Origin of the sequence: Paraburkholderia sp. EB58, assembly GCF_050436665.1 — a bacterium.
In the GTDB taxonomy this organism is placed as follows: domain Bacteria; phylum Pseudomonadota; class Gammaproteobacteria; order Burkholderiales; family Burkholderiaceae; genus Paraburkholderia.
In genome coordinates, this window is sequence record NZ_JBNDMQ010000014.1 from 151,677 (window position 1) to 170,859 (window position 19,183).

13 protein-coding genes are annotated in these 19,183 nt (G+C 65.1%); 8 read left to right on the forward strand and 5 right to left on the reverse strand.

The window, feature by feature from the left end:
* Nucleotides 1–27 precede the first annotated feature (27 nt).
* The 5 genes from tssA to P3T40_RS21680 form a co-directional block, all read right to left on the reverse strand.
* Nucleotides 28–1,113, reverse strand: coding sequence for a type VI secretion system protein TssA (gene tssA, locus P3T40_RS21660; protein ID WP_429269771.1), 1,086 nt, complete (start codon nt 1,111–1,113; stop codon nt 28–30).
* Nucleotides 1,113–4,997, reverse strand: coding sequence for a type VI secretion system protein (locus P3T40_RS21665; protein ID WP_429269772.1), 3,885 nt, complete (start codon nt 4,995–4,997; stop codon nt 1,113–1,115). The genes tssA and P3T40_RS21665 overlap by 1 nt, the downstream gene beginning before the upstream one ends.
* Nucleotides 4,994–5,968 (reverse strand): DotU family type IV/VI secretion system protein, encoded by a 975-nt coding sequence (locus tag P3T40_RS21670; RefSeq protein WP_429269773.1) that lies wholly within the window; start codon nt 5,966–5,968, stop codon nt 4,994–4,996. The genes P3T40_RS21665 and P3T40_RS21670 overlap by 4 nt, the downstream gene beginning before the upstream one ends.
* On the reverse strand, nt 5,961–7,331 hold the full coding sequence (tssK, locus tag P3T40_RS21675; RefSeq protein ID WP_429269774.1) for a type VI secretion system baseplate subunit TssK: 1,371 nt from the start codon (nt 7,329–7,331) through the stop codon (nt 5,961–5,963). Before tssK ends, P3T40_RS21670 begins: the two co-directional genes overlap by 8 nt.
* A 131-nt stretch (nt 7,332–7,462) precedes the next feature.
* Complete coding sequence (locus P3T40_RS21680) at nt 7,463–7,951, reverse strand: hypothetical protein (RefSeq protein WP_429269775.1); 489 nt, start codon at nt 7,949–7,951, stop codon at nt 7,463–7,465.
* A gap of 630 nt (nt 7,952–8,581) precedes the next feature.
* Between P3T40_RS21680 and tssB the strand changes: the two genes are divergently transcribed.
* From tssB to P3T40_RS21720, 8 genes are all read left to right on the forward strand, one after another.
* On the forward strand, nt 8,582–9,148 hold the full coding sequence (gene tssB, locus P3T40_RS21685) for a type VI secretion system contractile sheath small subunit (RefSeq protein ID WP_429269776.1): 567 nt from the start codon (nt 8,582–8,584) through the stop codon (nt 9,146–9,148).
* A gap of 26 nt (nt 9,149–9,174) precedes the next feature.
* On the forward strand, nt 9,175–10,653 hold the full coding sequence (gene tssC / locus P3T40_RS21690) for a type VI secretion system contractile sheath large subunit (RefSeq protein WP_429269777.1): 1,479 nt from the start codon (nt 9,175–9,177) through the stop codon (nt 10,651–10,653).
* 91 nt (nt 10,654–10,744) lie between these two features.
* A complete protein-coding gene (locus tag P3T40_RS21695) occupies nt 10,745–11,251 on the forward strand; it encodes an Hcp family type VI secretion system effector (protein ID WP_429269778.1) in 507 nt (168 codons plus the stop codon).
* A gap of 45 nt (nt 11,252–11,296) precedes the next feature.
* Nucleotides 11,297–11,770, forward strand: coding sequence for a type VI secretion system baseplate subunit TssE (gene tssE / locus P3T40_RS21700; RefSeq protein WP_429269779.1), 474 nt, complete (start codon nt 11,297–11,299; stop codon nt 11,768–11,770).
* On the forward strand, nt 11,754–13,541 hold the full coding sequence (tssF, locus tag P3T40_RS21705) for a type VI secretion system baseplate subunit TssF (protein ID WP_429269780.1): 1,788 nt from the start codon (nt 11,754–11,756) through the stop codon (nt 13,539–13,541). Before tssE ends, tssF begins: the two co-directional genes overlap by 17 nt.
* Complete coding sequence (gene tssG / locus P3T40_RS21710) at nt 13,505–14,602, forward strand: type VI secretion system baseplate subunit TssG (protein ID WP_429269781.1); 1,098 nt, start codon at nt 13,505–13,507, stop codon at nt 14,600–14,602. Before tssF ends, tssG begins: the two co-directional genes overlap by 37 nt.
* A complete protein-coding gene (tssH, locus tag P3T40_RS21715) occupies nt 14,599–17,187 on the forward strand; it encodes a type VI secretion system ATPase TssH (protein WP_429269782.1) in 2,589 nt (862 codons plus the stop codon). Before tssG ends, tssH begins: the two co-directional genes overlap by 4 nt.
* Entirely contained in the window at nt 17,184–19,178 is a 1,995-nt protein-coding gene (locus P3T40_RS21720; protein ID WP_429269783.1) for a type VI secretion system Vgr family protein, read from the forward strand. Before tssH ends, P3T40_RS21720 begins: the two co-directional genes overlap by 4 nt.
* The last annotated feature ends 5 nt before the right edge of the window (nt 19,179–19,183 follow it).

The following is a 19,183-nucleotide window of genomic DNA, read 5'->3' on the forward strand; positions in this document are numbered from 1 at the left end:
CGCCTTGCGCTTGCGAACTCTGCCGTTTTATTTCTCCTTCCCTTCCTCCGACAACATGCCAAGAAACGCCCACAGCTTTTGCCCATCGGAATCGCCCGCCGTCAATTCGCGTAACAACACGGGCAATGGTTTGCGCCCCCATTCCAGCGCTCTTTGGATGAGATAAGGCACGGGACTATGCGGCTCGTAGCGCGCAAGGTATTCCGCGATCACGCCCAGTTGCCGATACGCGTCCTCCCTGCTGTGAGGCACGCCTGAAGCAGCCAGCACCGGTGCTGGTGCTGGCGCCCCGGCCACTATTGCCGTATTGCCTGCCGGCGAGGCAAGCGGCGGCGGATCGGAATTCGGATGCATAGCCAAACACTCCGTCAACACATGTTCTGCATGGGTCATCGTTTCCATCAGCACTGCGAAGCTGGGCGCCTCGCTGCCCAGGTACGGCGTACACCTTGCATCCAGTTGTTCGATCAGCGGACGCGCCCACGCAAGCGCATCACGCTCGAACCGCAGATACACAGGTGAAGCCGCACGTACCGCGTCCTGTAACGCAGCCATCACGCGAGCCGCTTCCTGCTTCTTCGTAGCGGGTACGTCTTGCCGTGCGGTGGCTGCAAGCGCCATACGCTGCGCGCTTTGCCATTGCGCGAGCGTGCCGCGCAAACCGTCACACCCTTCGAAGAGTTCGATCTGCGCCGACAGCAGATCCGCATAAGCACCGGCGAGCCAGGCAAGGGGTGCGGCCCGAAATCCCACATCGCCGTCTCGTGGTAAGGGGTGGAGGTCGTCCCAGTAGCGCTCGCATAAGCCCACTATCAGTTGGAAACAGTGCGGCAGCGCAGGCACCCCGTAGCGGTTCAGCCAGGCCTCGCCAAGCCACGCAGCGATCGTCAGGTCTTTGCTACGGTTCGACAGCACACGGCGGCAGCCCGCCTCCACCGCTGCCCAGTCAGCCACCTTCAGGGTGGTCTGCCAGATGCCGGCGGGCACGCTCGCATCGTCCGCGCGGCGCGCCGTGCGAATTGCGTCGTACTCCGGATCATGGATCAGCGACACGCCGCATGGCTGGTCGCCCGGCAGCGGCTGCAACAGCGCGTCGATTTCGAGTTCCGGCATCATCCGTGATCCGCCTGCGCATTGCCGTCGGTTGGATAGATCACCGTCGTCGTCACGCCCCGGCCCTCGAAGCCGGGCGCCGCAAATGGCAGATCCGGAATCGCCTGCGGCGTCTTTGCACCGCCGAAGCTCACGCGCATAAACATCCTCGCGATCTCGATCATCCCGGTACGATCGCGCACGGGCACTGTGAACAACAGCCGTGGCGGCAAGCCGGCGCTCGTAAGACTTGCGTCCTCGGGCATCAGATGCAGGCGCACGAGCCGCAGCAATGCCCACGTGTCCGAGACGCTCCAGGTCGCTAAGCCGTGCTCGCCCGACAGCGTCGGTTGCGCGGTGTCGAACATCGGTTGCCACGGCGCATCCTTGGCCCAGCGCAGGCTGAGCGAGACCGGTTGCCCCGGCCTCCAGCGCGCCGCGGGGCTGCCGGATATCGGGTACGTGAGCGTATCGCTACCGCTCGCGAGCTTCCATTCGATGACCTGGTCGGCACCCACCTCGTCGGCGCGATCGACGCGCCATTCGACGTTCAGCTCCACACCCTGCAACGTGCCGTCAGCGCCGCGGGCGACTAAGGTATCGAGCCAAGGCTTGGCACGCGCCAGTTCAGCGATGAAAGCGTCGGCGCCGTCCGCCCGCCCTCGCCCGGCCGCGGCGGTCGCAGCGAGACCCGCCTGCGCCTGCGGCAACTGGCTGTCGAGCAGCGCGACGAACGCTGCCGTCTGCCGCAAGTCGGCACCCGGTGCGGTGGCATCGGAGGCAAACGGAAAGCGTCCAGCCAGATAGCGCGCGAAAAAGCTGCGGATCTGCTCGTAGGCCTGCATGCCGGTGCCCATCTGCAATCTGAAGCACTGCTCACGAGCTGACGAAACGAGACGCGAACCGGCGCTCGCGACGATATCGCCCGCTGGCGGCACGCTGACCTGCTCGAGCGACGCGCTGCAATTGCCAAGGTCCAGCTTGTCCAGTTGATCGCCGATGATCGCCTGCACCGCGACCATTGCGCTCGCCGGGCTCTTCGCGCGGTATTGGGCAAGGTCGGCTGACAGGGCCTTCCAGCGGGCCACCAACTGGGCATCAGCCGGGTCGAGCGGCGGCTTCTGCGTGTTCAGCCAGTCGAGCGCGCCAGCGGGACCCTCTGCAAGATCCGCAATCGCCGCTGCCTGAGCCGTGAGATAGGCTTGCAGCGCTTGCGGCGAGGCCGCGCCAAATGCCCGCAACGAACCTCCTGTATGACCGTCCCAACCCGAAAAATCACCGCGCACCGGGCGGAACGGCGCGAGTTGCTGCAACTGTGCGTCGGCTGTGCGCAGCACGACCAGCGCCGCGTCGCTCACGCGCAGTGCGACGCTCGTCGCGAGATCGTCGCGGCCTAACGAATCGAAAGCGGCGATCAGATCCAGTGCGCTCTTATGCAACGCGTCGAATTGCGCCGCCGTCTCGGCGACCGAACTGCCGCCCTGCTGTGCCGTCAGTTGCTCGGGTGTAGACAGCGCGGCCAGCATGCTCTTCACCGCCTCGTTGCCTGCAGCGGCCAGCAATGCGGCCCGATACGCGTCAGGCGCTTGCACCAGCGGCCCCGCAACGTATTGCCGGTAGGCAGGCAAGACCGCGAGTGCGCGCTGCACCGTGCTGACGTCGACGCTGCGGATCACCGTGTTGGTGTTGCCATCTGTCGCTGCAAACGGCTGTGCCAACAATGTGCGCAAGGCTTCGCGCAACGGCGGCAGGTCCGCGGACAGTTGCAGCCCGTTGGCCGGCGTGGCGCTCAGCACGCCCGGCAGATTGCCGCTTGCCAGCCAACGGGCGGAGAAGGCGGAGCGGGCCTGCTGCTCGTGCGCGAGTACCGCCTGCACCGGCGCTACGCCGATCAGTTGCAGACGCTGCGCCGTATCGAAGGTGGCCGTCAGGCCCGGTACTAGCTCCTTTCCCTGCGCACTCGCCCAACCGTGATCGGCCGAGTCGACCTGTACCGCCAAAGCATCGATACCGTTGGCAAGCGAGGACAGTGCAGTGTCCCCTGGCGTGGCGCCCGGCGAGCGCAATTGCGTGAGCGAGGTCTGAACCTGAGCAGCGTTAGCCGTCAGCGTGGAGTCCGCGTAGACCTCGTCGAACCACGTATCGAACGACTGCTCGAAGCACGCGCTCACGCGTTGCCGGGCACTCGCGGCCTGCGCGCCGCCGAGCGGCAGCGTGCCGTCATCGACGGAGGTCGCGCGCAGCGCCGCATCGAGCTGCGTGCGATCGCCGACATGCTCCGGTGGAAGCTGGACGCCGGCGGCTTCGCGCATCAGTTGGGTGAGCATGACGAGATTGCCGCTGCCGGCCTGCACCAGTTCGTTGTACTGGCCAATCCAGCGCTCCGTTTGCGCCGCCTCGCTGACGAGCTGAGTTGCAGCGACGAAGGCAGGCAAGTCTTGCGGTCTCGTGGTCGCCTGCTGCGCCGCGTCCGTATCGGCGGTCGCGCTCAAGCCGCACGAGGATTGAACGAGCTGCGCCGCCAGACGGTCATGTAGCGGTTCGAAGACGAGTCCGCGTAACACGTGCCGTTGCGCGTCAGCGAGCCGGCCTTCCAGGAACAGGTAGGAAAGCGGCATGAACGGTGAGCTCAGTTGCCAGCGTGGCACCTTGAACAACGCGTCCCTTGCGCTCTGCAGCGCGCCTGTAACGGCCGCGTCGCCGTGATCAGATTCGCGATACGTGGCTCGCGCAACCGTAAGCGAGTCATACGCGGCGCTCAGGGTGCGAGCGTCGCTGCGCAGGTGCCACCACGAAAACCCCATCCCCACGCACCAGCAGACGGCCAGCACAGCGGCGCACACAGTCGCCACCCGGTGCCAACGGGTTCGCAGGGCCAGTACGCGCGGCATCGGCACCGCGAGCCCCTGCCCGCTTAGCACGACGTCGTGCCACAACCGTGCGGCGAAGGTCGGCGCGCTGGCGCGCAAGACCGGCCCACTATCCGATTCTTCCGCAGGCAGCCGCTCAGGCACCGCTCCGATGCAGTAGACGCCGCGAAACAGCGGGGCCGTGCCGTCCGCCGCGCCGCGCAACACCAGATCCACGCGCTCGCGCAACGGTAACCTCAAGCGGTCGAGGCGCTGGGGCAACAGGAACAACGTATCGCCGACACCGCCGTTCAGCGTACCGAGTTCGACGATCGTTTCCGTCAGCGCCGCCTGCATCGAAGCAAATGCTTCGTCGAGCCAGGCATCTTCATAAGCACGCCGCGGCGCATAAGGCGACGCCCAACCGAGCGTGGTGACGCTTGCCGCGCCTTGCAAGCCGGCCGCGAGCGCGTCGAAACCCGGCAGCGCATCGCAATTGCTGACAACGATATAAAGCGGCAGCATCAGGCCGAATTGCCTTTGCAGCGCGATGAGCTTGCGCGACGACTCGAGCGCCAACGCACTCATCTCGCGCGGCTCACCGTCCTCCGTGACCAGCGTGTCGGCGGCGATCACCCATACGATCGCATCCAGCGGACGGCCGGCCCGGTTGCGCAGCAGAGCGCGCATTATCCGGCGCGACGCGCCCAGCCGGCGATCCGCCGCAGCCATGGCGAGCGCGTCGTGCGGTTCGGCGAGCAACAGCCCTTCCGCGTCGTTCCAGACGCGCCCAAACCACGCGGTCTCACCCACCGGTGAAAGGCGCCAGCCACGGCAGAGCGCATCGAGGGCGGCCGGAGCACCGGTTGCGAGAATGTGCGGAACCGAATAAGGATCGCGCGCGCTCATACGCATGTGAGCCACGCGCATCGTCGCGGCGAAACTGCGCGACGACCGCTCGTCTTGACGGGCATGCCAGAAACGCAGCGCGACGGCAAGCACGAGCCCAAGCAGCAGCAAGGCGATGAGGACCAGCAGGATCGTGATCAAGCTCACGGGCGGCGCCCCCCCGCGTCCGCGGCCGTGCGCAGGATACCGGCAGTCGGCTCCGCCGCGGGTATCTTTGGCGCCGCGGTCAGCGTATTGCTTTGCGGCGATGCCGGGCCATCCGTCACTGGAGGCTGCGCGCGCGGTTTGACGGGTACCCGCACGACCGCGCCGGAAACACTGGTGCTGCTTGCAAGGGCCGGCAGCGCGTCAGCCAGCGCAATAGCCTGAAACTGCGCCACGGACGGCCGCACGTCGGCCGTCGCGACGGACCACAGCAGATGCGACAGGCCGAGCAGCACGCACACACCGATGCCGAGCAGCGCGGCGAAACGCACGTGGTCCGGGAACATTTTGGTGAGTGTGACCGTGCGGCGCGGTGCGAGCGCCACGCGTTCAAGCGGCGCAGCCAGATGGGCCGGTTCCGCATCGCGTTGCATGGCGAACGCAAACAGTGCATGGCGCAGTTGATCGTGCCGCAGCGCGCCGGCTTCGCCACGCAACCGCCCCCTGAAACCAAGGATCAAACACGCCAGATAGACGTTGGCCAGATCGCGTTGCGACGCATCGCGCTGCGTCAGCAGTGCCTCGATTGCATCAGGCAAGCGTTCGCCCGCTGCGCGCGTGCCGAACACCCGTACCTCGAGCGGTTTTGCCTCCCAGGCGGCGGTGCCTGGCCAGTCGGAGAACAGCAGCAGTTCATCGAGTAGCGCGACAAACGCATACTGCGCCGCTGCAATCTCGGCCTCGCCGGCCGCACCTGTCCATGCCATCGCTTCGCGCGCCAACCGGCGCGTCACCGAAGCCAGTTGCGCGGCCACCTTATCGGCCACATTCTCGCCCGGCGCATGCACTTCCAGCGGCGCTTCGGTCGCGCGGCCGAGCGCGTCGCGCGTTTCCATCGCGCGCCGGAACGCGTCAACGAACGCGCGCGTGAGCGGCGCGCGTTGATCGCCGGAGAAGGCCGTGTAGTCACTCATTGGCGCCGCGCCCCGTTTCGCCGGATGGATCATTCGCCTCGGCCACCGGCGTAAAGAGCTGCACCGCCCACGGCGCGACGCCGCGCACACCCGCACCGACATCGATGTGCAGCGGCTGCGTCGCATCGAACCAGGTATGGTCGAGCGCGATCACAAACATCGCGGTATCGTCGCCGGCGCTGTACGTGGCCCGTTCGTCGCGCGACAGCCGCCGCCGTGCCAGGCCACGCATCCGTTGCCGCGACAAGGTCGGCAAATGCGCGCGCGAAGCAATCGCCGTTTGCTCCAGCCAGGCACTTGCATCGTGCTCGGTGGCGTCGCCCGGCATGCGCAGACCGATCACCAGCTCGCCCGGTGCGGCCGCACCCGCGTCGGCCGGCGGATCGATCCAGAAGCCGCCCGCTTCGACGGTGAACTGGCGGACCCGATAGCCCTGGCGCACCGTGGACAGCGCCGCGTCGATCCACTCGAGCAGCGGATCAAAAGACGCCAGCAACTCCGTATAGTCGAACGGCGCGAAAGTGGGCACGCCACGGGTTGGCCGCAGACTCGCCAGGCCGCCCGCCATACCGGCGAGGATGCGGTAAAGGTCGAGTGGATGAACCGCGCGCGAATGCAGCGCGGCTTCGATTTCCGGCAAGCGCATCCACAATGCGGCCAGTTGCCGCTCGATCTGTGCCGCGTCGTCGCGCTCGCCAGCACGGCGTGCCGCATCCAGGCGGCCAGAAAGGAATACGCACTTTTCTCGCGCGCGCATCGCGATGCGCATGATGCGCTGGCCGAGTGGCGATTCCGGCGCGACGAACGGACAAGGCGGCACGTACTCGGTAAGCGCGACGCCCCCGCCCTGTTGTCGCAACTGCATCAACGGTAACCGTTCGTATTCCTGATTGCCAAGATCGGTCATCAGATGCAGCCTTGGCCGCCATGTCGTGATCGCGGCGGGCTCGGTGCCGGTTGTCAGATCGGGCACGCCCTGGCTCTGATGCTGCCGGTAGCGCGCGCCGCGCTGATCGATCTCGCCGCCGCGGTAAAGCGGCGGCACCGCCAGATACACGGTGACGAGTTGCTCCGGCGAGCCGAATGCCTGGCGCACGTCGATCTGTAGCACGGGATCGTCGGGACCGTGACGGATTGGCAACCCGTCAGCCAGGATCGCATCGAGCCGGGTGATGCGCACGAGCCCTTCGGCGAGGCCCGCTTCTTCCTGCTCGAGTGTCAGCACGCCCCAGTAGTGCGGCCGGGCCGCGCCGGCCAGGAGCGCCGCGTGTCCGGCCGCGTGCAAGGCCTGGGTCTGAAAATGCTGCGGCAGCAACGGCATGCCTTCGAACCAGCAAATCGTATCCGGAAACAGATTGCGCATGATAGTGGGCTACCAGCCTTATTGTTGCCACATGCCGGAACGGCGTGCAGTCGCGCTGACGTCGCCATTCGCCCACTGCCGGGGCGCCGTCGCATCGCGGCCATCGATGTCGTCGAAGTTCATGGTTCGCTCTAGCGGGCGATTAACTGAAGATCCTGGTCGCCCAGTTCGAGCAGCGGCTTCTCCGGACCGCCGTCGAGCCGCACGCGGTGGGCGCCGGCCGTCTGGTAGTCCGCGAACACCAATACGCCGGCCGCGCGCTGCCCATCGAAGGCAAACGCGGGGTCGGAAATCTGCTGACCCGGAACGAGTTCGTACGAGACGACGCTCAGATCTTTCGGATGGTCGCGCCGCAACTGCTCGCGCTCAGCAAACCATTTGGCCGACGGCAAACCGAGCAGCGTATCAAGCAATTGAGGATTACGTACCAACACGGCGTCGACCGCAATCGGTGTATCGAGGTTCGCCTGCGCCGCCACCTGGATGGCGAGCGAGTCGACCTTGACGCGCGGCAGCGACGCCGAGCAACCCGCGACGCACAGCACGGCCACGAGCGGCACCGACCACCGCCGCGGCGCCTGGCTGCGCCGGCCGGCCGCGAGTCCCGAAGCATTGATCACGTCGATACCCCCTACACATCCCGTTCGTCTGCGTCGGCTGACACCGCTGCCATGTTTAGCATGGACTTCTGTTCAGCCGTCCTCGTATCTGTTGTCGTATGGCGAGCCTCTCTCAGCTTGCCCGCATGCTCTCTCGCGTCACGTCCCGCGGCGAGCGTAGTCTACAAGTACCGCCCTCTACACCGCAATTGCCGTTTGAAACGGGTCGTCGCTCTGCCACGAAACTGTCACTGCGGGTAAGTTCTAATCCCGCACGAGGCCTCGACGCAAACGTTAAATTATTGTTTGAATTTCGTCGAAGACTATCGTAAAGTATTTTTGTCTGAGCAATTTGCGGCGAGCGGAATTTTTTTCGGATTCCTCTCGACGTAGCTTTCCGGGGGCAGGTGCGCCTTGCGCAAGCGAAGGGTTAATGCCCGGTCGCGAGTGCCTTTGCGCCCGTTATCTTCTGTTGCAGTCACGCAGTGCGGCGCGATCGTGATTCCGATTGCCCGAGTGCATGCGCTCGTCTTCGCGCAGGCCCTCACGCAGCTTGATTTCGGAAGTGGTATTTGTCGCGCCAGAAAGAAAAGAAGCGGTGCATGCACCGCGCTATTAACGCGTTACAAGAACGAAATGCGAGGGATGACCATGGCCGACAGCACCCAGCACTGGTTCGAGAGGAACCGCCCGCCGCGCGTCCAGATTACCTACGACGTTGAAACCGGCAACGCAATCGAGAAAAAAGAGCTGCCGCTTGTCGTCGGCATCCTCGCGGATCTATCGGGTCAGCCTGAAGAGCCGCTAGCCAAGCTTTCGGAGCGCCGCTTCGTCGACATCGACCGCGATAATTTCAATGACGTGATGAACTCGATCGGGCCGCGCGTCGCCCTGCAGGTCGACAATACGCTGGCTGGCGACGGCAGCAAGCTGAACCTCGCGCTCAAGTTCCAGCATATCGACGACTTCGATCCGGTGCAGATCGTCCAGCAGATCGCACCGCTCAAGCAGCTCTACGATGCGCGGCTCCGCTTGCGCGACCTGCTCACCAAGCTCGACGGCAACGACGAGCTCGACAAGCTGCTGCAGGATGTGGTGCACAACACGCAGGGACTGGCTGAAATCAAGTCCGCCCATCCGCACGATGGTGTCGTCGCGCAACTGCCCGCGCCGGCAGATGCGACTGATCCCGCCGGCGACGCGCCCGCAAGCGCCTGAGCCCTGCACGCCCCTAGGAGACGCTGATGTCGGATATTCAAGCCGCGGCTGCGCCCGCGCAAACGGAAACCCTTACCCTGCTCGACCGCATCGTTCACGACGGCCGCATGGCGCACGACGACGAGCAGCAACAGCACGCCCGCGAACTGCTCGCTGAGTTCGCGCTGCAGGTGCTCGACAAGAACATGACGGTCAGCCGCGATACCGTCGCGATGATCAACGACCACATCCGCAAGATCGACGAACTGATCAGCGAGCAGCTCAACCAGGTGCTGCACCACGCGGATATGCAGGCGCTCGAAGCATCGTGGCGCGGCATCCATTACCTCGTAAAGAACAGCGAAACCGGTACGCGCCTGAAGCTGCGCCTTCTGAACGTGTCGAAGAAGGATCTGCAGAACGACCTGGAAAAGGCCATCGACGTCGACACCAGTGCGCTCTTCAAGAAGGTCTACGAAGAGGAATACGGCACCTTTGGCGGCCATCCGTTCAGCGTGCTGATCGGCGACTACTACTTCAGCCGCCAGACACCCGATATCAGCCTGCTCGAGAAGATTGCCCAGGTCGCGGCAGCGGCCCACGCCCCCTTTATTTCGGCTGCGCATCCGCAACTGTTCGATATGGGTAGCTTCACCGAACTCAGCGTGCCGCGCGATCTGTCGAAGGTATTCGAGACGATCGACATGAGCCGCTGGCGCGAATTCCGCAAGAGCGAAGACTCCCGCTATGTGGCGCTGGTGTTGCCGCATGTGTTGATGCGCCGTCCTTATCATCCGGACAGCAATCCGGTGGAAGGCATGAGTTTCGTCGAAGATGTCGATGGCACCCAGCATTCGAAGTACCTGTGGGGTAACGCGGCCTATGCGCTGGGCCAGCGCATCACCAACGCCTTTGCGCAATACAGCTGGTGCGCCGCGATTCGCGGTGTGGAAGGCGGCGGCGCAGTCGAGAAACTGCCGGACCATATCTTCCAGACGGCCTCGGGCGACAAGGCGATGAAATGCCCGACCGAGATCGCGATCACGGACCGGCGCGAAAAGGAGCTGGATTCGCTCGGCTTCATCGCCCTGTGCCACAAAAAGAGCGAGGGGCTGGCGGTCTTCTTCGGCGGCCAGACCGCCAACAAGCCCGCGGCCTACAACACCAATGAAGCCACCGCCAACGCCCGCATTTCCGCCATGCTGCCTTATGTGCTCGCCGCGTCGCGGTTCGCGCATTACCTCAAGGTGATCATGCGCGACAAGGTGGGCAGCTTCATGACGCGCGACAACGTGCGCACCTATCTGAACACCTGGATCGCCGACTACGTGCTGCTCAACGACAATGCGCCGCAGGAAATCAAGGCGCAGTATCCGCTGCGCGAGGCGCGCGTCGACGTGACGGAGATCGCTGGCAAGCCCGGTGCCTACAAGGCGACGGTGTTCCTGCGGCCGCACTTCCAGCTCGAGGAGCTCACCGCTTCGATCAGGCTGGTCGCGTCGCTGCCGCCGCCTGCCGCCGCCTGACTCTCCACGGCCCAGCACTACCCTACTGTCATCCACGCGGCGCGGCCATTTCGGCACGCGCCGCTTCCACACGTTTCAGGAGCGCTCAGTCATGGATTCGATCATTCTCGATCTCGGCGACGACATCAAAGGCGAATGCACCATTGAAGGCTATACCGACAAGATCGAAGTGATGTCATACAGCCACAACGTGGCGATGCAGGTCACCAACGACGTCAGCAATTCGGAACGCACCTCGGGCAAGCCGCATATCGGCGAGTTCACCCTGACGAAGTTCGTCGACGTCTCGACGCCCACGCTGAACGAATACTGCTGCGGCGGCAAGGCGTTGGCGACCGCGACGGTGATCGTCGGCCGCAATGCCGCTGAGAGCGACGGCAAGATCATGCCGTTCATCACCTACACGCTCAACAACGTAGTACTGAGCAATGTCAGCGTGTCGGGCGGCGCCGGCGGCAAACCGGTCGAAACGTTATCGCTGAACTTCACGAAGATCAAGTGGGAACTGACCGCGCAGAAGGACGACGGCTCGAAGGAAGGCACCGCCGCCTCGACCTGGGATCTCGCCGCCAACAAGCTTGTCAAGGGAGGCGCCTGACGCCTCTACCCGCCTGCCGCCTACGCTCCTCACCTGTGAGGCATCATGCCGCCCGTTGACGCCCCCGCCGCGCCGATGCCGCTTTTTGAGCGGCTCGAGGACGACGCCCCATTCGCGTCCGCCGAAACGCCCGCGCACCGAACGCTCACGCCCGCTGGGCTGCGCGCTTCGGTGCGTGGCGAACTGATCCGGCTGCTCAACACCCGGCGCGGTCGCACGGGCGCACCCCGGCCGCTCGATGTGCTCCATTACGGGCTGCAGGACTGGAGCGCGAGCGACGCCGCGCGCGCCGCCGACCGCCACGGGCTCGAGCGTGCGGTCGTCGAGGCGATCCTGGCGTTCGAACCGCGCCTCAAGCAGCCACGCGTCCAGCTCGAACCGGAGCCGGACGCGCCCTGGCGGCTGCGGCTGCGCATCATGGGAACCCTTGAGGTCGGCGCCGGCCCTTGGGCCGTTGCCTTCGTCGCGCAACTCGCTGACGGCCATCCGGTCGGAGTGGTCGATGAACGAATCGCTTGACGACCTGCTGCTCGATTACTACCAGCGCGAACTGACCTATTTGCGGCGCGCGAGCGAGAGCTTCGCGCAACGCTACCCGAAGATCGCCCGCCGCCTCGAACTGGGACCCGGCGAAAGCGCCGATCCGCATGTCGAACGCCTGATCGAAAGTTTCGCTGTCCTGACTGCGCGCATCCAGCGTACCCTCGACGACGAATACTCGGAGTTGACCGACGGCCTGCTCGAGCAGTTCTACCCCTATGCCGCGCGGCCGTTGCCGTCCATGACGATCGTGCAGCTCGAAGCGGATCCCACCCAGGGCAGCGTCGCTACCGGTTACGCGGTGCCGCGCAATACGCCGCTGGTCCACGTGACGTCCGACGGCACAGCGATACGCTGGCGCACTTCGGCTGACGTGACGCTCTGGCCCATCGCGCTCGAAGCGGCCCAGATGCTCAATGCCGAAGAAGCGCAAACCGCCACCGGTGATCCGGGCCTGCAAGCGGCGCTGCGTCTTTCGCTGCGGACAACCGGCCTGCACCAATTCGGCGGGTTACCGGTCAAGCGCTTGCGCGTGAGGCTCGCGGGCTCGCCCGTCAGCGCCGCGACCCTTTACGATCTGCTCTGCGCACATGGCGCTGGCGTCTACCTCCAGGCACCCGGTACCCCCGCGCAAATTCTTGCAGGCAAGCCGGAACCGGTGGGCTTCGATGACGATGAGGCGCTGCTGCCGCTCGAAGACGGCGTGCACCCGGCGTGTCGCCTGCTGGTCGAGTATTTCGCTTTCCCAGAGAAATTTGCGTTCTTCGATTTGCCGTTCGAACCGCCAGCGGACGCTGGCGACCGCCTGGATCTATTGATTGGACTCGACGCCGCGCCGGGCGGGCGTCTCACGCTCCACGCGCATGACTTCGCGCTCGGTTGCACGCCGGCGCTCAATCTGTTCGCGCGTACCTCGGAACCCTTGCGCCCTGACAACACGCAGCGCGAGCTGCGCGTGAGCCCCGACGCGCATCGCGAAGCCAGCACCGAAATCTATGCAGTGCGTAAGGTCCGCTCGGTGAGTGGCCGCGAGGTCGTCGAAGTGCCGCCCTACTACGGTGTGCAGCACGGCAGCGGTTCGACGCTCTACTGGCATGCTCGGCGCGTGACAGGGATGCATCCGTCGCGGCCCGGCAGCGACATGATGCTGACCTTCGTGGATGCCTGCTTCGATCCGGCGAGCCCCTCCGCCCGCACGCTCACCGCGGAACTGCTCTGCACCAACCGGCATCTGGCTCACACGCTCGAACCCGGCATGCTGCTGTCGTTCGAGCAACCGGGCCCGGTTGCGAGCGTGCGGATCGCACATCGTCCCACCCGGCAAACCTTCGCCGCGCTCGACGGCAGTTCGCGCTGGCGCCTCGCTTCCCAGTTCGTCCTCAATCACACGCCCCTTGTCGCCGGCCCGCAGGCTCCGCAGTCCTTGCGCGAGATGCTGGAACTGCACAACCTCGCGGCTAACCCCAGTGCGCGCCGGCAAATCACCGGGCTCATGAGCGTGAGCAGCGAAGCGATCGTCGGGCATGTCGGCTCGGACTTATGGCGCGGCTGGCAAAACGGCCTGAAAGTGCGCATCGAACTCGACCATACACATTTCGTCGGCGCTAGTCCGGTCATGTTCTCCGGGGTGCTGGCCAACTTCTTCTCGCTGTACGCGAGTGTCAATCGTTTCGTGCATACCGCACTGATGCGCGACGGCAGGGAGATTCACGCATGGCGGCCACTCCAGGGCAGCCCGCTCGTTCTGTAGGGCAGCGGCTGTTCGACGAACCGTATGCCTTCGAATTCGCGCAGGCGGTGCGGTTGCTCGAATTGCTGCGGCCCGGCTCGGTGCCGCTTGGCACGGGCCTCGATCCGCGCGCCGAAGCGCTTACGCTAGCCGGCGCACTCGCCCCGGTATTTGCACCGAGCGCCCTTGGCGCATTACGGCTCGCGCAGCCGCGTGCGCTCGCCGTCGAGGCGGACACCGTAGACGACCCAGCGCCGCAACCCGAACTGGAAGTCAACGCGTTCGGACTGGGCGGCCCCGAAGGCCCGTTGCCGGACGCGTATCAGGAGTGGCTGCAGGACCGCTTGCGGCAGAAGGACACGTCCGCTGTCGCGTTTCTCAACCTGTTTCAGCACCGGCTGCTTGCGCTGCTCTACCGGGCACAGCGCAAGTACCGCGTCGCCGATCCGTTTCTCGCACCGCTTCACAGTCCCGCGCAGACCATCCTGCGCGGCTTGACCGGCCTGCCTTTGCCGAAACGTGGCGCAGCGGTGCCGGCCGGCGGCCTCGATGTTTCGGCAACGCTCGCGCGGGCCGGACTGATGGCCAACCGGCGCCGCTCGCTGGCCGGCTTCAACGTGATTGCCCGGCACCATTTCGGCGTGCCGGTGCGTACTTCGCCGTTCGCAGGCGGCTGGCGCACGCTGGCCGACGAGAGCCACACCCGCATCGGCCGGCACGGCCGTAACCACCACCTCGGACATGGCGCGGTGATCGGCACGCAGATCTGGGACGAGCATCGCGGCATTCGCATTGCAATCGGCCCCCTGCCGCTCGAGAGCTACGAATCGTTTCTGCCCGGCGGCCGCTGTCATGCGGATCTGCACGCGCTCGCAGCGGCTTATTTCGGCGCTGATCTCTACCATCACCTCGACCTGCATCTGGGCGCCGGCCAGCAGCCCAAGGCGCAGCTTTCGCTGCAAGCGCCATTGCGGCTCGGCTGGACCGCCTGGGTCGGCGCAAGCGACACGCCACCAGCGCGCACCGCCCATATGCGCCTTGGCGCCGTGCGCCCCGATGAGCGCAATGGAACCACCGGATGAGCCTCGACCTCAAGACGCTGGTCGGCACCCTCGAGCGTTCCTCGCGCGGTGCGCTCGAACGGGCCGCGCAGCGCTGCCTGCAACTGACCCACTTCGAGGTGGAGATCGAGCATCTATTGCTCGAACTGATCGACATCGAGGGCGGCGACCTCGCCTGCGTGCTGCCACACTTCGCGCTGGAGCGCGACGCGCTGATCGCCGAGATCAACCGCGCGCTCGAACAGTTCAAGCGCGGCAATACCCGCACGCCGTCGTTCTCGCGCAATCTCGTCATGCTCATGCAGGATGCCCTTGTCCTGTCCACCGTGGTGTTGCAGGAGCCGCTGGTGAGTTCGGGCACCCTGCTGCTGGCGCTGCTCGAAAGCGATGCGATATGCGCGCAGTTGTCGGCCAGCGTGCCGTCAATCCTGCGCGTCTCGCGCGCCGCACTGCGGATGAACCTGAAAACGTGGCTCGCGCCGTCGAGCGAACGCGGCGTGGCAGCGGTAGGCACGCATGCCGGCGTCCTGAGCGGCCCCACCGGTTCAGGCCGCGCGAACGGCGCTGGCGCCGCGGCCTCGGCGCTCGATCAATACACACTGGATCTGACCGCCGAAGCGCGGGCGGGACGCATCGATCCGATCGTCGGGCGCAACGCGGAAATTCGCCAGACCGTCGATATCCTGCTGCGACGCAGGCAAAACAATCCGATCCTGGTCGGTGCGCCTGGCGTAGGCAAAACCGCGGTCGTCGAAGGGCTTGCCCTGCGGATTGCCGCGGGCGAGGTACCACCGCCACTCGCGGCCGTCGCACTGCGCGTGCTCGACCTCGCCTTGCTGCAAGCGGGCGCAGGCGTCAAAGGCGAGTTCGAGCAACGCCTGAAGAGCGTGATCGACGAGGTCAAACGCTCGGCGCAGCCGGTCGTTCTCTTTATCGACGAGGCCCATACGATGATCGGCGCGGGCGGCGCCGAGGGGCAAGGCGACGTGGCCAACCTGTTGAAGCCGGCGCTGGCGCGCGGCGAGTTGCGCACGATAGCGGCCACCACGTGGCTCGAATACAAGAAGTATTTCGAAAAGGATCCCGCGCTGGCGCGGCGCTTCCAGTTGGTGCAGGTCGAAGAGCCCGACGAGCAGACCGCGGTCGCGATGTTGCGCGGCGTCGCCACCAAACTTGAAGAACATCATGGCGTCGCGGTGCTGGAGGCGGCGATCGTCGATGCCGTAAAGCTGTCGCATCGCTATATCTCCGGCCGCCAGTTGCCCGACAAGGCGATTGCGGTGCTCGATACCGCCTGTGCCCGTGTAGCGCTGGCGCAACACGACACGCCCCCGCAACTGGAAGCCGCGCGGCATCGCGAACGCGCGCTGCATGAGGAACTCACGCGGCTCAAGCGCGAACTGGTGCTCGGCGCAAACCATGCGGCTCGGCTTGCGATGCTCGACGCCGAGCATCAACGCAACGCGACCCTCGCGCGCGAACTGGAGGCGCGGTGGCACGACGAGTCCGCCGCGGTACGCGAAATCCTCAGCACCCGGGCGCGACTGGCCACGGTCGATCAGGCGTTGAGGGAGCAGCCGCAGGAGCCGCCCGGACTCGGTGAAGAGCTCGACGACCTGAGTGCTGAACTAGCCAGGCTTGAAAGCGGGCTGGAAGCGATCCGCGACGACGATCCGATGGTGCCGGTCTGCGTCGACTCCAAGGCGGTTGCTGCGGTGATCGCGAGTTGGACCGGCATCCCGGTCGGCAAGATGCTGGCCGACGAAGTGCATGCGGTGCGCACGCTCAAGGCGCGTCTCGCGCAACGAATCATCGGCCAGGATGCAGCACTCGATAGGATTGCCAAACGCATCCAGGCCTATCGCGCCGGTCTAACCGATCCGTTGAAGCCGGTCGGTGTGTTCCTGCTGGTAGGGCCAACCGGCGTCGGCAAGACCGAGACGGCCTATGCGCTCGCCGATGCCTTGTACGGCGGCGAGCGAAATCTGATTGCGATCAATCTGTCGGAGTACCAGGAAGCGCACAACGTATCGCAACTGAAGGGCGCGCCGCCCGGTTACGTCGGTTACGGCATGGGCGGCATGCTGACCGAGGCCGTGCGCCGCCGGCCGTACAGCGTGGTGCTGCTCGACGAGATCGAGAAAGCCCATCCCGATGTGCTCGAAGCGTTCTACAACGTCTTCGACAAGGGCACCATGGAAGACGGCACGGGCCTGCTCGTCGATTTCCGCAACACGGTCATTCTGGCGACCAGCAACGTGGGCGCCGAATTGCTGCTGCACACGCCAGCCGACCTGCTCGCCACCGACGCCTTCACGCGCAGGCTGCGCGACGTGCTGCTGGAGGCGTTCCGCCCGGCGTTTCTCGCGCGCATGACCGCAGTGCCTTACCGCGCACTCGACGACACGGTGCTGCGCGAAATCATCGAAAAGAAACTGGAGGAGCTGAGAACGCGATATCACGCGTTCACCGGCAAACAGTTCAATTTCGACGCCGAGATCGTCGACGCGGTGCTCGCGCGTTGCCGCTCGGCCGGCGCGCGCGAAATCGACAACGTGCTGATGAACGAACTGGTCGGCACGCTCGCACAGTGGGCGCTCGAATGACAACGCGTCCTATCCCGACCGACGACACCACCCGCCTTGCGATCGCCGGCGCGCCATTCGATACGCTTTTTCCCGCCCAGTTCAGCGGCCGCGAAGCCATCGGCGCAGTCACCGAATTGAACTTGCGCGCCACCGGCGCCACACCGGCCATCGCGCTCTCCGGGCTCACCGGCCAGCACGCCACGCTCTCGCTCCAATGGAGCGACACCCCACGCCTCATCGATGCCGTTTGCACGCGAGCGGCGCAATTACCGTCTACCGTCGAGGGCAGCCATTACGCGCTCGAATTGCGCTCGTGGCCATGGCTCTTGACGCTCGCGTCGAACAACCGGATCTTCCAGGGCAAAACCACGCAGCAGATCGTCGAGGCCGTCTTCAACGGCCATGGCGCAACCGACTTCTCGTTTTCGTTGACTGGCACGTACGAGGCGCGCGAATACTGCGTGCAATACGCAGAGACCGACTTCGCCTTCGTTTGCCGGTTGTGCGAAGAGGAAGGCTGGTTCTATTTTTTCCAGCACGAGAACGGTAAGCACACGCTCGTTGTGGCCGACCATAACGACGCCTTCGCGACGCTGCCCGGCGCCGCCGCGACGCTCACCTATACACCAGGCCACACCGGTAAGCGCGAAAGCGGTCAGATTCTGTATTGCGAACTGGTCGAACAAAGCGTGACTGGTGTATTCGCAAGTTCCGATTACGCGTATCTGATGCCCACGTCGCAGCTTTTTTCACAGGCAGAGGCCGTCTCCGATGGCCCCAAAGTCTACGAATACCCCGGCCGCTATCAGACGAGTTCGACCGCGGCATCGATCACGAAGCGCCGCATCGACGAATTGCGCAGCGGCGCACGCCTCTTGATCGGCGAAAGCGATTGCCGTGCGTTGCTGCCGGGGTACAAGTTCACGCTGTCCGACCACGAGTCGACTGACGCCAACATCGAGTGGGTGGTGGCGAGCGTGGTCCATGACGCGAGTCACGATATCTACCGCAACCGCTTCGAGGCCTTCCCCGCGACCATCGAATACCGCCCGGCACGCGTGACGCCTCGACCCGTGATGCCGACCCAGACGGCCACCGTCGTGGGCAAGGCAGGCGAGGAACTCTGGACCGATCAGTACGGACGCGTCAAGGTGCAGTTCCATTGGGATCGGGACGGCAAGAACGACGAGAACAGTTCATGTTGGGTCCGCGTCGCGCAACCGTGGGCCAGCAAGCGCTTCGGCATGCAATTCATGCCGCGCATCGGCGACGAGGTCGTGATCACCTTCGTCGATGCCGATCCGGATCGTCCGCTCATCACCGGCAGCGTCTATAACGGCGCGAACCAGCCGCCCTATACGCTGCCCGACAACCAGACGCAGTCCGGCATCAAGACAAGCAGCTCGAAGGGCAATGCCGGCTTCAACGAACTGCGTTTCGACGACAAGCAGGACAACGAAGAAGTCTTCATGCAGGCACAAAAAGACCTGAACGTGAAGGTGCTGAACGACGCGGCCTGGACCATCGGCCATGACGAAACGCGCACCATCCAGCATGCGCGCACGCATACGGTGAAAGAAGCCGACGACACGCTCGTAGTGGAAAGCGGCAATCGCAGTGCAACGGTGAAGACCGGCAACGAAACTGTCGATATCGCCGGCACCCGCACGGTCAAGGCCGGCGGCGACGAAACGCGCAGCGTCGGCGGCAACCTGGTGCACACCGTGAGCGGGAACTTCACGCTGAGCGTGGACGGCAATCTGACGATCAAGGTCGGCGGCACCCTCACGCTGCAAAGCACCGGGGACCTCAGCGCGAAGACTGACGGCTCGATGAGCCATCAGGCTGCGATGTCTTTGACCAACCAGGCGGGCACGTCGTTGACGAACAAGTCGGACGGCACGCTATCGAACGAGGCGCAAAGCGTATCGAACAAAGGCGCGCTTGAACAAACGGTGGATGGTGGCGGCCTCTTGACCGTCAAAGGCGGCATCGTGAAGATCAATTGAGCTTT